Raw genomic sequence first — 13,721 nt, forward strand, 5'->3', positions numbered from 1 at the left:
TCGTGCTGGAGTAAAGCGGCAATACAAATCACTGTGTAGTGCAGTAGATAGACATAAAAGTATGGTATACAACGTTGATGTGGTGCGCGGGGCCGGACTTGAACCGGCACGACCATTACGATCGAGGGATTTTAACTCCCGTGTGTCTACCAATTTCACCACCCGGGCAACGGGGGGGTCTTGTATAAATACAAGCTGGTATAAATAAGAATATTTGGAGGCGGAACCCGGAGTCGAACCGAGATACACGGATTTGCAATCCGCTGCATAGCCAATCTGCCATTCCGCCATTCCGCTAAATATCTTATGTTACTTTTAGGTTTTAATTTAAAAGTAATTTGGAGCGGGAAACGAGATTCGAACTCGCGACCCCAACCTTGGCAAGGTTGTGCTCTACCACTGAGCTATTCCCGCTTCGTCTAACTGTGTAACCCTTACACCTATCTTCTCATCCATCCATGTGTCTGACCTAAGTTGCTTCGCAGTGTTTCGCTTCGTGTCCCTAAATCTGAGGCTGCATTCTACATTCAAAGTCTAAGGTGTCAACCACAAAAACTAGGTTTTTGAACTGACTGGCTGAATTTTGGCTTAAACGCGCTAAATTTGCACAAGTGGTGTTTAAAAGTAGCCAAATCAAGGGTTTTTTTGATCGTCCCACGCAGCTTTGGTATAAACAAGCATTGACCAAAATGAAAGGATGGCCGCGAAATACAAAAATATATAACCTAATGACACCCAATATATTTGTATGCCCATAAAATATTCCATTTCAGAAAGTAGGCCTATTAAAGCTAACATTTGCGCTGTGGTTTTGGATTTGCCTATGAAAGATACCTTCACTAAGTCTTGTTTGCCTTGTTGTCCCATCCATTCTCTTAACGCTGAGATATAGATTTCTCGAGACATTAATAAAATAGCAGGTACAGTTATCCAAGCTGTTTCATAGCTATGTGTAATTAATAATAAGGCGGCAGCTACAATAAGTTTGTCGGCTACTGGATCTAAAAAAGCACCAAAGGCGGTGGTTTGATTTAACTTTCTTGCTAGATAACCGTCAACCCAGTCTGTGATAGCTGCAAACCAAAATATAAACGCACCGGCTTGATGTGCCCATTTCCAGTCTAAAAAATAGACAAAGACAAACACTGGGATAAGTAAAACTCTAACGATGGTAATAATATTAGGAATGGTCCACATATAACTTCTCTGTATTCCCTGTACTCGTAAAATGAATAATTTAGGGCTTTAAAACAACGCTATTAACCCACAAGCTAAAGATAAATTCAAAGCTCAATTATGAATATGGTTATAAATAATTTCGGCAAGGTCTCCACTGATACCCGGTACATTAGCAATTTCACCTTTACTAGCTTGCAATATTCCATGTAAACCGCCCATATACTTAAGTAAACTTTGTCTTCTTTTGGCACCCACTCCAGGAATTGATTGTAGTTTCGAGGTGGTTTTTTCTTTCTGACGTCTCTGTCTGTGACCTGTGATGGCAAAACGGTGTGCCTCGTCACGTATGTGCTGGATTAAATGTAACGCAGCACAATCAGCAGCCATAGGAATGGTAGCGTGACTACCTGCCATTATCAGTGTTTCTAGGCCTGCTTTTCGACTGGTGCCTTTAGCGACCCCAATTAATAAAGGTTTTTTATCTTGTTTCCAATTTTCGAAGTAGTCTTCTGCTTGAGAAAGTTGCCCTTTGCCGCCGTCAATAAACAATATGTCTGGAATTTTACTCTCGTCTTTTACATCTCGGTAACGCCTTGCGAGAGCTTGAGCCATAGCAGCATAATCATCACCGGGAGTAATACCTTCAATATTGTAACGTCGATAATCAGTTTTATAAGGTCCTTCTCTATTAAACACCACGCAGGACGCAACAGTTTGTTGCCCGGAAGTATGGCTGATATCGAAACATTCCATGCGTTGAATGGGTTGTTCAAATGATAAAATTTGTTCTAATTCTATATAACGAGCAAATACAGATTTTTGATGATTTTGGCGCGACTCTAGAGCAGTTTCAGCATTAGTATTCGCTAAATCGAGGTATCGACGTTTTTCGTCTCTTACCCCCTTGTAAAATTGAATCTTACGCCCCGCTTCTTTAGTTAACATATCTTCGATTGCGGTTTGTTCTTCTAACTCACATGGGATCACAATTTGTTGGGGAATAACTTTATTACCTGCAAGGTAAAACTGTAAAACGAAAGATTGAAACACCTCTGCATCACTAGATTGTGCCGGTACTTTTGGGTAAAAACTTTTGCTACCCAATAATTTATTGTCTCGGATAAACAGACCTTGAATACTGGCAATACCGTTGCGATAAGCAAAACCGAATACATCCATTTCTTGTTGATTACCACTGACCCACTGTTGTTCCTGTACCTTATTTAAAGCGCCAATTTGGTCGCGATACTTTGCTGCAGTCTCAAATCTAAGGTCGATACTGGCTTGTTCCATTTTACCAACTAACGAGTCAATAACCTGTTTATTTTTACCTTTTAGAAATAGCCGCGCGTATTGTACTTGTTGTGCGTACTCTTGTTCACTGACTAATCCCTCCACACAAGGACCTGCACATCGTTCTAGTTGATACTGCAAACATGGACGGGTTCTAGCACGGTAATAGCTGTCTTCACATTGGCGAATTGGAAACAAGCGCTGCATAGTTCGCAAACTCTCGCGGACTGCCCAAGCGCTCGGGTAAGGTCCAAAATATTCACCTTTAAGCTTCTTAGGGCCTCGGTGATTACTTAATCTTGGATGAGAGTGGTCAGATAAAAAGATAAAAGGATAAGACTTATCGTCTCTCAGTAATACGTTATACCGAGGTTTGTATTTTTTTATGTAGTTGTTTTCAAGTATGAAAGCTTCGGCTTCACTGTGCACAACAGTGACATCCATTTCACATATTTGTTTGACTAGTGACCGAGTTTTGATGCTATCAACAGTACTTCGAAAATAACTAGCCACTCGCTTTTTCAGGTTTTTTGCTTTACCCACATAAATGACTTCTTCTTTCTGATTATACATCCGGTAAACGCCCGGTTGGCTAGTCAGATTTTTGAGGAAGGCTTGGTGGTCAAAAGGTTCGACAGTATTGCTACTCATTGACGTCCTAAACTTATAATTGGTCTGTCAATATCAATTTATGCCGCAATGCCAGATGGGTCAGTTCAACGTCAGTACTGACGTTAAGCTTATCAAACATTCTGTAGCGATAAGTGTTCACTGTTTTAGCACTGATATTGAGATATACAGCTATATCGGGAACTTTCGCACCTTTAGTCAGCATCAAAGTAATTTCGAGCTCTCGCTCTGACAATTGCTCAAAAGGATTACTATTATTTAAATTAAGTTGCCCAAGTGCAATTTGTTGGGCAATATCAGGTGATATATATTTTTGCCCAGCAGCAACTTTATAAATAGCTTTGATCATTTCTTCAGGGTCAGAATTTTTGGTTAAATAACCAAACGCACCCATTTGCATAACTCTAGCAGGGATCGGGTTTTCTTTATGTACAGATAAAACAATGACACGGGTATTTTCAGAAAAACGAAGAATTTGTTTGGTCGCTTCTAGCCCACCGATACCTGGCATACTCATATCCATTAAAACTAAGTCTGGTGCATGGTTTCGACAAAACTTAACCGCGTTTTCGCCGTTAGTGGCTTCTCCCACTACTTCAAAATCAGGTACGTCCTCCAAAATACGACGTATACCTGTTCTGACTAATTCATGATCATCTACTAACAAAAGTTTAATCAAGGTAATCTTCTCTTTATTTTTATCGGTAAAAATGTGTGCTGAGTCGATTCCAACCTTGGATCGTATCTGTCAATCCTTGACCAATATTATATGCATAACATTGGTCAACTTGGCACTGAATAATCCATCTATTTTTACATTCTGGGATTGCCTTTGGTTTGCTAGGTTTTCCGCCGCAACGACAATTCAACGGCATATCGGTAATAACCTTTTTTAATTCAGAATGATTTTTGTTTTGATTGTTGATGATCATATGTATCAATGAACATTACCCATAACAAGAGCATAAAGGATTAACTAACAAAACCATACTGAAAGTCACTAATACCGACTTTATTAGCTTGAATGTTAATAAATTGTTATGGAGATACTGTTACTTAACTAAAAATTTACTATCGCTTAACACTATACTCACTATTACTGCTTTCTCTCATATCTACTTTTTAACAAAAAAGAGCCAAAATTACTGCGTTAACCAAAACCAAGTTTATTTTATTGCTTTTATTAACGCTTATTTCTAAGACATCTTTAGGCCTTCTTGCTTCACAATTTCCATTGTATGCGGATCACTTTACAAGCATACAAGTCAAAACTAACCTCACAAGCTTGTCTAAAGATAGTTTATTTTCTTAAGTCGTGTAAATTCTATATTTTCAGCACCACATTTTTTTAGGAAATCATTTGAAGTATAAGAAAGTTATTATAGTAGGAGGCGGTTTAGCCGGCTTGTACGCTGCATACTTACTCGAACAGCAACATATTCCTTTTGTACTTCTTGAAGCTCAATCTAGGTTGGGAGGGCGCATTTTAGGTGCTAAAAATAAATTGAACACAGATCACCACTTTGATTTAGGCCCTGCGTGGATCTTTCCTCATCAAAAAAAGATACAACGTTTGACCGCACAACTTGGCATTTCTCTTTTTGAACAGTATTCAACCGGAGATGTACTTTATCAAACGTCTTTACATCGACCACCCAACCGCATCAAAGACTCGGTTGGCCTGCAGTTGTTCAAAATTCAAGGCGGTAGTCAGGCTTTACTTTCTGCTTTACAAAACACCGTTACTCAGAACAATATACAACTTAATCATCAAGTGACACATATTGAACGACAATCAAACTTGTGGCAATTATCAGTCTCGCACAATGGCGTTGAGAAACATTTTATTGCCGATGAATTAATGTTAGCTATGCCACCGAGGATCATTGCCCCATATCTTGTCAACAAACAGTGGGGATCTAAGCTACTATTAACCGACCTTAAACAGTCACAAACTTGGATGGCGGGTCAAGCTAAATTTGTAGTGACATACGCCACACCATTTTGGCGTGAACAAGGACTTTCAGGGCAAATATTTAGTCAAACAGGGCCAATGGTTGAAATTCATGATGCGTCAACTGATGTTCATCAAAGCCATGGCTTATTTGGTTTTATCGGCTGGCCTGCCTCTCGCAGACGCCAGATGACACAGCAACTATTACAAGAGGCCTGTTTGGCACAATTGGTATCTTGTTATGGTCCTGATGCAAATGATTTTACCGAATGTTATTTTAAAGATTGGGCAACTGATCATTTCACTTGTACTGCAAGCGATAGGCTTGAATCGTCTCGACACCCAGAATTTACAATCTCAAAACATCAACAAGAACTAACTAAACTTCACTTACATTTTATTGGAAGTGAATTTGCGGCTCTTGATCCAGGATATTTAGAGGGCGCGATTAACGCAGTTGACACTTGCATCTCTCAATTGTTTCGTTAAATAATCGTATTTTGTAAATCAGGGTCTTCGTCAATTGGTAGTAAAACATCGCTGATTTTTGTTCTTGCTCTTGGATGCACACTTAGTTGGCGTTTGACCGCCCTCCTCGCTCGACGTGAGCAGGTATTAATTGCAACGTACAAATCTACAGCGGTTTCTTGCACCACAATCGAACTAGTACCGTTAATCTTAATGACAATTTTGCAACACTTATCTTCGCCACCCTTAGGACCATTAATGTCAAATAGACTGACATTAAGACTGATAATCTTCGCTTCATATCTACCCAGCATGACTTGCAACTTAGTTTTTATATACTTACTTAAGGCTGTGGATAGAGAAAAATGTCTAGATTGAATATGAACTAACATAAAGAAAACCTCTCAATTACGATAATGTGATCACTACCCCACAATGATATGAAGTAATAATTGCATGTTGCTAAATTAATCTAGCAACATACAATACAAAGAAAAATTCGTTTATAATTTATCAATGCATCGTTTAAATCGATGACTAAACTTGATTACTGAGGTGTAAAAATGGCTGTTAACTTTAATTATAAGCACTTGCATTACTTTTGGATGGTGGCTCATGAAGGCAGTATTGCTAAAGCTAGTGAAAAGTTACATATCACTCCACAGACGATTAGTGGCCAGCTGTCACTGTTAGAGGATAGTATAGGAAATAAGCTATTTTCTAGAGAAGGCCGCGGATTACGTTTAACCGAAACGGGTCGTTTAGTGTTGAGTTACGCAGATGAAATTTTTGATTTGGGCAGAGAGCTAGGCGATGTGTTGCGCGGTAACCCTCAAATAGGGCCTTCTGAATTCATAGTGAGTGCTGCCAGTGCGTTACCAAAAACAATTGTACAAAAGATTATTGAACCTGGATTACAAATTGATCAAGACATTAGCCTAACAAGTCGTGAAGGGCCCGTCGAAAATATCCTAGCTGATTTGGCCATCCACAAAGTAGATATGGTGCTTAGTGATACACCTTTGACTGGGTCTTTAAGCATCAAAGCATATAATCACAAACTCGGCGAGAGTAGTTTGACCTTTTTTGCTAGCAAAATACTAGCAGAAAAATATAGACCTGGTTTTCCCCACTCTCTTAATCATGCGCCCATGTTGTTACCAACGTCTCAGTATGCCATTCGCCGCTCAGTGGATTACTGGTTAGAAGAACAACAAATATATCCAAATATTCGTGGTCAGTTTGATGATAGCGCTTTAATGAAATCTTTTGGACAAGCGGGACTTGGGATATTTTTTATGCCGACCATTATTGCAGAAGAAGTATGTTTTAACTTTAATGTAGAAATCGTTGGCAAGGTCGAAGCAATTAAACAAACGTTTTATGCGATTACCGCTGAGCGAAAAGTAAAACACCCAGCCGTGGCAGCAATTTGTGATACTGCTCGCACATTTTTATTTGCATAACTTTCCAACATTTTTTAAACATCCTTTTTGGTAAGCATTGCATCATTGTATAGGCAGACGACATTTAATTATAAACATCGTTATTTTCGAACTTTACTTAAATAAAATACGACTTTTACTGTGCTTCGGTAATAAATATCATGTGTTTTCATAGAGTGCCAAGTACTAGTATTTGATACTTAGTTTCAATACTCATATTTAAGGATGTCGCCACATGAATTTTCAAAATTTACTAAATCAGTTTACCGGTTCGAGTACTAGTGGTTCATCAACTCGTCAAAATACTAAAAGTAGTGGTCTTACTTCTGGTCTAATGGGAGGAGCAGCAGCCGGCGGCGTAATGGGTCTTCTAGTAGGAAGTAAAAAAGGTAGAAAGTTTGCTGGAAAGGCCGCCACAGTCGGTGGAGCGGCTTTAATCGGTGGTATCGCTTTTAAAGCTTATAAAAATTGGCAACAGAACAACCAACAATCGTCACTTCAAAGTACAACACCGCCGCTGCATTACTCAGGCGATCAAGTGGCATCAACTAAGATTTCGGAAGATTTCCAGCTTACTTTAATAAAAGCGATGATTGGTGCAGCCAAGTCTGACGGACACATTGATGAAGCAGAACAGAAACGAATTTTCGACGCCGTAAAACAGATGAACTTGAGTAGTGAGATGAAAGGCTTAGTTTTTGAATTGCTAAGACAGCCGATTTATATTGAGGAGTTAGCTCATGGCGCGCAAGGTATGGAGCAAAAATCTGAAGTGTATTTAGCCTCTTGTTTAACGATTGACTTAGATAACACAGCTGAGCATACCTATTTAAATCAGCTGGCCAGTGCTCTAGGATTACCTTTGGATCTAGCTATACAGATTAAAAGTCAAGCTAAGCAGGCTTTGGATAATCAGAGGGTCTTGAATTAGTTGGACGTTTAAAATGACATTAGGTATAACCGTGATGCCCTAGGGTTATACCTACTCAATACTAGTTGTAATTAGATATTAGTTGTCTTGATCTATTTGCTTTAGGTATCTCCCTAAATTTTCTATGCCCAGTAACATTTTCTGTGCATGTTTAATAGTCAACGTTTCTGACCATTCACCTTCACTAATATCTTCCAACGCCAGAGTACCATCAAAGTCAACATAAGCTAGGCGTGCACACAGAGCTTTGGGTGAAAGACCAAACGATATACCTGGCAATAATGCGACACCCACATCCTCCAACACTTTATTACAAATTTCTGAATCAGTATTAAGTCCAATAGCTTTTAGTGATTGTCGATAAGCGGTGAAATCAAGCAAAAGATAAAATCCCCCCTCAGGGGCGTGAGCATGCAAACCTGCATCAATGACGGCCTTATGAATATACAAACCTACTGCTTTGAGAATTGTCCTTTGATGCTGCACATATAAACTCATCGTCACATTATTAGAATAAGCCGTGATAGCAGCATATTGAATAGGAGAAGAGGCACAGGAATAAGTCTCAGATGCAATCCCTAACATTGCGTCTTTTAATTGGCTATCACAATCTTCAGGCAAAATAGCAATACCTAAGCGCCACCCCCCTGCACCAGCCCATTTAGATAAACCTGAAGTAACAAACGTTCCTTTCGGGTAATACCTGGCAATACTGACATGTTGATTATCATGTTGAAGTGGCGCATATATTTCATCGGATATTACCTTTGCTTGGTATTTTTCTAGAACTACTGCTAGCGCCTGCAACTCCTTTGCTGTGTAACATAGTCCATCTGGGTTACCGGGAGAGTTTAGAATGACCAGTAAGCTTTGATAATTTTTTGCCGCTTCAGATAAGGACCTTTCTAAGATGTCAGGAGTAATTCTGTAACGCTGTGCAAAACTGGTTTGCATCATCAGTGTTGCATGACCTATTAATTCTGCCTGTGGCGCATAAGATACCCATGCAGGAGCAGGTATAAGCACAGCTGCATCAGTGTAGGCACACATAATAGTATATAGGAGCGATTTTGAACCTGGGGCAACAAAAATTTGGTCTTCGTTAATTTTACGTTTTTCAAAAACAGAGTGATATTCAGCCACTTTATTACGCAACGCTTGTAACCCTTGCACCTGCGTGTATTCCTTTCGATAAGCATGTTCTATGAGGGCTGTTTTTAGTACATCTGAAATTGGGAATGGCGATTGACCAAATCCAAACCTAAATACCTGTCTTCCATTTTTTTCAATCGCGGCAGATTGTTCATTCAACAACAAAGTACTTGAAGGTGAAATTTGGCGATACATAATGAAATAATTCCTGTTTTTATTAAAGTTTACCATTTATAGTTCTAATCACTATACATAGTATAATGAGCATTCACTCATGACCCCAGCACAACTACATGCGTTTGTTACCGTTGCACAGGTAAACAACTTTACCACTGCAGCATTGATGCTGGGCATTAGTCAATCTGCAGTATCTCATGCGATAAAATCAATTGAGAAAGATTTAGGTGTCGATTTATTTTTCAGAGGTAAAGCCGAGATTGTTTTGACTGAGGTTGGTTCTAATATATTAATAAAAGCACACTCGATATTGGGGTTGTTTGAGTCTATAAAACACACCGCTAATGAAATAAAAAGTGTTCAACAAGGGGTATTAAAAATAGGTTCTTTTGGACCCTCGTTTTCTGCCAAACTGTTACCAATTATCTTATCCGAATATCAAATGCGATATCCTAATATCAAAGTATATATAGAAGAAGGGGAAGATCATAAAGTCAAAGAGTGGGTTGCTGCTCGAAAAGTAGATTTAGGATGTATTATTTTGCCTGAGTCAGAATTGGACCACATTTATTTAACCACTGATACACTATCCGTGGTTCTGCCAGTTAATCATCCGTTAGCCGTCAAAACTCAAGTAAACTTAAATGAATTACGTGAATTCCCCTTCATTTTGACAGAAGGCACAACTGGAAAAATGGTAACTGAACTGTTCAAGCAATCGAAGATTGAACAAAATATTATTTATAACAATGTTCAAATTATAAGTATGCTATCCATGGTGTCTTACGGCGCTGGTGTGTCAATTACAGCAGAGCTAGCCATACCTAGTGAACTGGAAGGAAAACTGGGCGCCTACTTAATCAAACCGATGTTTCCTGTTGTGAAAAGAGAAATAGGTTTAGCAATGCAGAACATGCATCATTTATCTCCTGCGGCAGCCGCATTTGTGAAGACAGCTACGACACTTGAAAGAGCAGGCAAACTAAAACCACAATGTTTATCGCCTCAATAATTAATCATTCAGTTAGAGCCAAAAATTTGCTCCTGCAATAGCTATTTTGTGGTGTTTATTTGAAAAACACAACGTGCCAGTTTGAAAATATTATTCCAATTGCAATTGCCCAACATCAAAGAAAAACACCATAATTATTTAATGTAACGACTTCAATTAATTTTAATGGACTAGTTCAAAACCAGTTTTATCATCGCCAAAGCTTTAATGAGATAAGTGCGAGCATAAGTATATTGCTTAACTAATAGTTTTAACTGCTTTTTGAGGGTAAATACAAGAATAAACATGATTAAAAATTTGAACTGACTGAATAATATTTTAATTTTTAATTTAGATTTTTTGAGATAACTTTATATTGTGGTCAAGAATATTTTCTAGCATCGATCACACCACAAAATAAAACGACCTAATTTAATCTTTTGATTAAAGTAGGTCGTTTTGATACTAAGTTAGAAAATATAAAATGCAGCCTCAGGCCAATATGTTACCTGAAGCTTATCTTCTAAACGTTAAAACTGGTATTTAGCACGTAAATACCAAGAACCACCCTCGTAGTTAGCAGGCGTTCTTCGTGGGTACTGTAGCCCTACACTTAGACGGTTAGCATTATCAGTACCAATTTCTTTAACATAATCATCAAAGATATTTGAGGCGCCTACCGTTAGAGTAAGATCATCTGTTGCAAAATAATTCAATTCCATATCAAAAAACATGACTGAATCAACCAGAGCACTTGGTGAACTTGCATTATCAATTGTGCCACGCTCATCATAATGTTCACCGTAAAAATTGGCTCGTAACATTAGTTGATAATTTTCAGAGAAATCTGTCACAGCAGTAGCAACAAACCGATTCTCTGGGTAATTATTTTCGATGTCTTCTATAGAGGAATCACTGACCGGAAAAGTACCATTCACCATAGACTGACCTACCACATCAATAGTGTTGTGGTTATAAGCAAATGTATACTTAGTATTCAGAGCGTTACCCCAGTCAATTGATGTGGTATAAACCACGTCAATACCCTGATGTTCTACATCAAGTGCATTGGTGAAAAATGATACGGAACCACCTGCTTCTAAAGCAATATCACCAGTACGATAAATACGGTCGTCAACATTAGTTTTATAAAGATCAAGTGCTAAATTACCATTTTCAAAACCACTATAGGTAAGACCTAAGCTGAAGCTTTGTGATTCTTCTTCTTTTAAAGGTTTTGCACCGTTTTCAATAGCAACAGGATTATTAGGACGTAATAAGCCTTCTTCAACTTGTAAACCAGTTGAACCATCAAAGGTAGTAATAATAGTACTAACATTGGCTTGACCTGGTGTAGGTGCATGAAAGCCTGAAGACAAAGAAGCACGCATCACAAAATCATCATTCAAATGATATCTGGCGGCAAGTTTACCGTTAACAGTACTACCAAAATCAGAAAAATCTTCATATCTTAATGCTGTTTGGATTAAGAAGTCGTCTGATACGTTAAATTCAGCATCCGCGTATAAAGCGATGTTATCGCGACTAAATTCACCTGCGTCCGCAGGAGTTACAGCTGTCATACCGCTAGGACCAGCACCAACTAATGCTGCAGCTTCACCTGCAACGGTAGTAAACGTCTCTTCGCGCCATTCTGCACCAAAACCAAGATAAACATTATCCGTTAAAGGCATAGAAAAATCAGCATTTAAGTTAACTTCTTCTTGCTCGTAACCGCCCATATCAAAATCTCTTTGACCTGGGTTTCCACCTACAATTAAGCCCGTGTTGACAGTATTATTTAGGAAATAAGATAATTCATTTTTACCCAAACCAGCGCTGAAATTGTAGGTAAACTCTGAGCTAGTTTCACCTTTAACTCCTGCCACAACACTAAGATCTTTTTGTGCACCATCAAGATAAGGAGTATATCCAGCCGGAAGGCCATCAACGTTAGTTAGCGTGCTATGACCAGGATTTCTATAGAAAAAGCGATAGCGACCGTCTGTGTCTGCATAACCACCATGCATATACAACTCAGCAGTATTACTTATTTCGTAACCTGAGTTAAATGCTACACGAGTACCACTTGTTTCTGGGCGGCCCCAAGTTTGTGCAAAAGGTTCATCCCCAAAAGGTGAATCTGAACCCACACCTTGAACACCGTCATCAATTAACTGTTGTGCGTCGGGACGTTGAACACCACGAGAAAGAGCTTCGTTATCATTCGTTTCAAAGCTAATATTAAAAAAGCCATCCGTGCCTAAAGCAAAACCTGCATTGGCACCTACTATAAAGCTTTGTTCGCCTTCATAAAACTCACCGAATTGAGCCACTACACTGCCGCCTTCGCTAGCATCTTTCAGTTGGAAGTTCATAACACCAGCAATGGCATCTGAACCATATTGTGCAGCAGCACCGTCTCTCAGAACTTCTACACTTTTAAGCGCAATACTGGGGATCATGCCGATATCAACACCATGAGCACCGTTTCCAGCAGCAGGTGCAAAAAACTGTACCAATGAAGAACGGTGACGACGTTTGCCATTTACCAAAATAAGTGTTTGATCTGGCGCCATACCACGTAAAGAAGTAGGGCGAATAAATGCACTACCATCTCCGGTTGCTGGCGTTGCGGTAAAAGACGGTACTAAGGATTTTAGATTATCCGTAATATCAGCAGTGTTACCATTTGCTGTGAATTCTTCTCCAGAAAACACATCTATTGCCACTGGTGAATCGGTGACCGTTCTGGGTGCGCCACGTGTTCCGAGGATAGAAATAACTTCGGCTTGATCATCTTGACTTTGTTGAGCTGCGTCTTGTGCTAAGGCACTACCTGAAACCGTTGCTCCTGAAAATAAAAATGCCAATGTGGTAGCTAATATACTTTTTTTGGTTTTCATCTTTTTGTTCCTATTATTATTATGTGTGTTTTTATGTGTGTTTTTATGTGAAAGAGTTTGCTGTTCACTAATCATCATTACTTCTTTTTTAGAAAGGCCACCATGCAATCCCGTATGGAGTAACAATTGGTCTATTGCTTGAACCAAAGTGAATTGACCTTTAACAGCGTTGCCTTGACGTTTTTCAACTAGGTCGTAAGGAAACAACACCAGTGTTTTAGTATGGTTTGACAATGCATTTAAGGACTTAGCTAACGATTGTTGTGGTATATCGAACTGAAACTTTATTTGTTCGCTAGCATTAACTATCGCAGAAAAAATCAATAAAAAACCAAAAGAAAACACTCTTCTAAAATATTTTAAAATCAATAAATAAAAAAATTTTGAAGCATCCAATGGTATATAACATACGAACAACAAAAACCCGCCACTCGGATTCATAATTTTAATTGGTTTGTTGGAACTATTTTGCATTTAACTGCACGTGCCCCTTATTTATACGTGTAATTTCAACACCAAAACCAGACTCTAACACATCAAACAAAGCATCAGTTTCTCCCGCTTGAAATTGTCCTCCAATTCGCAGTTTTTTAAG

10 protein-coding genes and 3 tRNA genes are annotated in these 13,721 nt (G+C 38.8%); 4 read left to right on the forward strand and 9 right to left on the reverse strand.

Annotated elements, in window-relative coordinates; translation table 11 throughout:
* Window positions 1-80 precede the first annotated feature (80 nt).
* The 6 genes from QZ562_RS14975 to uvrY form a co-directional block, all read right to left on the reverse strand.
* Window positions 81-168: transfer RNA gene (locus tag QZ562_RS14975), tRNA-Leu, on the reverse strand.
* 47 nt (window positions 169-215) lie between these two features.
* Window positions 216-289: transfer RNA gene (locus tag QZ562_RS14980), tRNA-Cys, on the reverse strand.
* 50 nt (window positions 290-339) lie between these two features.
* A tRNA-Gly gene (locus QZ562_RS14985) sits at window positions 340-414 on the reverse strand.
* 219 nt (window positions 415-633) lie between these two features.
* Window positions 634-1,197 (reverse strand): CDP-diacylglycerol--glycerol-3-phosphate 3-phosphatidyltransferase, encoded by a 564-nt coding sequence (gene pgsA, locus QZ562_RS14990; RefSeq protein WP_293761729.1) that lies wholly within the window; start codon window positions 1,195-1,197, stop codon window positions 634-636.
* A gap of 93 nt (window positions 1,198-1,290) precedes the next feature.
* On the reverse strand, window positions 1,291-3,123 hold the full coding sequence (gene uvrC, locus QZ562_RS14995; protein WP_293761731.1) for an excinuclease ABC subunit UvrC: 1,833 nt from the start codon (window positions 3,121-3,123) through the stop codon (window positions 1,291-1,293).
* A gap of 13 nt (window positions 3,124-3,136) precedes the next feature.
* Window positions 3,137-3,781: a UvrY/SirA/GacA family response regulator transcription factor gene (gene uvrY / locus QZ562_RS15000; protein WP_293761733.1), complete on the reverse strand. Its 645-nt coding sequence runs from the start codon at window positions 3,779-3,781 to the stop codon at window positions 3,137-3,139.
* Between the two features lie 681 nt (window positions 3,782-4,462).
* Between uvrY and QZ562_RS15005 the strand changes: the two genes are divergently transcribed.
* Window positions 4,463-5,545, forward strand: coding sequence for an FAD-dependent oxidoreductase (locus tag QZ562_RS15005; protein ID WP_293761735.1), 1,083 nt, complete (start codon window positions 4,463-4,465; stop codon window positions 5,543-5,545).
* Here the strand turns inward: QZ562_RS15005 and QZ562_RS15010 are convergent.
* A complete protein-coding gene (locus tag QZ562_RS15010) occupies window positions 5,542-5,916 on the reverse strand; it encodes an HPF/RaiA family ribosome-associated protein (RefSeq protein ID WP_293761737.1) in 375 nt (124 codons plus the stop codon). The genes QZ562_RS15005 and QZ562_RS15010 overlap by 4 nt on opposite strands.
* A 171-nt stretch (window positions 5,917-6,087) precedes the next feature.
* Here QZ562_RS15010 and nhaR point away from each other — a divergent pair, with 171 nt between their 5' ends.
* Both nhaR and QZ562_RS15020 read left to right on the forward strand, forming a co-directional pair.
* A complete protein-coding gene (gene nhaR / locus QZ562_RS15015; RefSeq protein WP_293761739.1) occupies window positions 6,088-6,990 on the forward strand; it encodes a transcriptional activator NhaR in 903 nt (300 codons plus the stop codon).
* A gap of 214 nt (window positions 6,991-7,204) precedes the next feature.
* Window positions 7,205-7,900, forward strand: a complete 696-nt coding sequence (locus tag QZ562_RS15020) for a tellurite resistance TerB family protein (protein ID WP_293761741.1) — start codon at window positions 7,205-7,207, stop codon at window positions 7,898-7,900.
* 78 nt (window positions 7,901-7,978) lie between these two features.
* Here QZ562_RS15020 and QZ562_RS15025 read toward each other — a convergent pair whose 3' ends face one another.
* A complete protein-coding gene (locus QZ562_RS15025) occupies window positions 7,979-9,247 on the reverse strand; it encodes an aminotransferase class I/II-fold pyridoxal phosphate-dependent enzyme (protein ID WP_293761743.1) in 1,269 nt (422 codons plus the stop codon).
* 79 nt (window positions 9,248-9,326) lie between these two features.
* On the opposite strand from QZ562_RS15025, the gene QZ562_RS15030 reads away from it, so the two are divergent.
* Window positions 9,327-10,241, forward strand: coding sequence for a LysR family transcriptional regulator (locus QZ562_RS15030; protein ID WP_293761745.1), 915 nt, complete (start codon window positions 9,327-9,329; stop codon window positions 10,239-10,241).
* Window positions 10,242-10,750: 509 nt separating this feature from the next.
* Here QZ562_RS15030 and QZ562_RS15035 read toward each other — a convergent pair.
* Window positions 10,751-13,600: a TonB-dependent receptor gene (locus QZ562_RS15035; protein WP_293761747.1), complete on the reverse strand. Its 2,850-nt coding sequence runs from the start codon at window positions 13,598-13,600 to the stop codon at window positions 10,751-10,753.
* Window positions 13,601-13,721: the final 121 nt, after the last annotated feature.

This window comes from uncultured Paraglaciecola sp. (assembly GCF_913058035.1).
Classification (GTDB): domain Bacteria; phylum Pseudomonadota; class Gammaproteobacteria; order Enterobacterales; family Alteromonadaceae; genus Paraglaciecola.

Bases quoted from the DNA above. Each gene is read 5' to 3' on its own strand.
- pgsA (WP_293761729.1), bottom strand. From the start codon at position 1,197: ATGTGGACCATTCCTAATATTATTACCATCGTTAGAGTTTTACTTATC.
- uvrC (WP_293761731.1), bottom strand. From the start codon at position 3,123: ATGAGTAGCAATACTGTCGAACCTTTTGACCACCAAGCCTTCCTCAAA.
- QZ562_RS15010 (WP_293761737.1), bottom strand. From the start codon at position 5,916: ATGTTAGTTCATATTCAATCTAGACATTTTTCTCTATCCACAGCCTTA.
- nhaR (WP_293761739.1), top strand. From the start codon at position 6,088: ATGGCTGTTAACTTTAATTATAAGCACTTGCATTACTTTTGGATGGTG.
- QZ562_RS15020 (WP_293761741.1), top strand. From the start codon at position 7,205: ATGAATTTTCAAAATTTACTAAATCAGTTTACCGGTTCGAGTACTAGT.
- QZ562_RS15025 (WP_293761743.1), bottom strand. From the start codon at position 9,247: ATGTATCGCCAAATTTCACCTTCAAGTACTTTGTTGTTGAATGAACAA.
- QZ562_RS15030 (WP_293761745.1), top strand. From the start codon at position 9,327: ATGACCCCAGCACAACTACATGCGTTTGTTACCGTTGCACAGGTAAAC.
- QZ562_RS15035 (WP_293761747.1), bottom strand. From the start codon at position 13,600: ATGCAAAATAGTTCCAACAAACCAATTAAAATTATGAATCCGAGTGGC.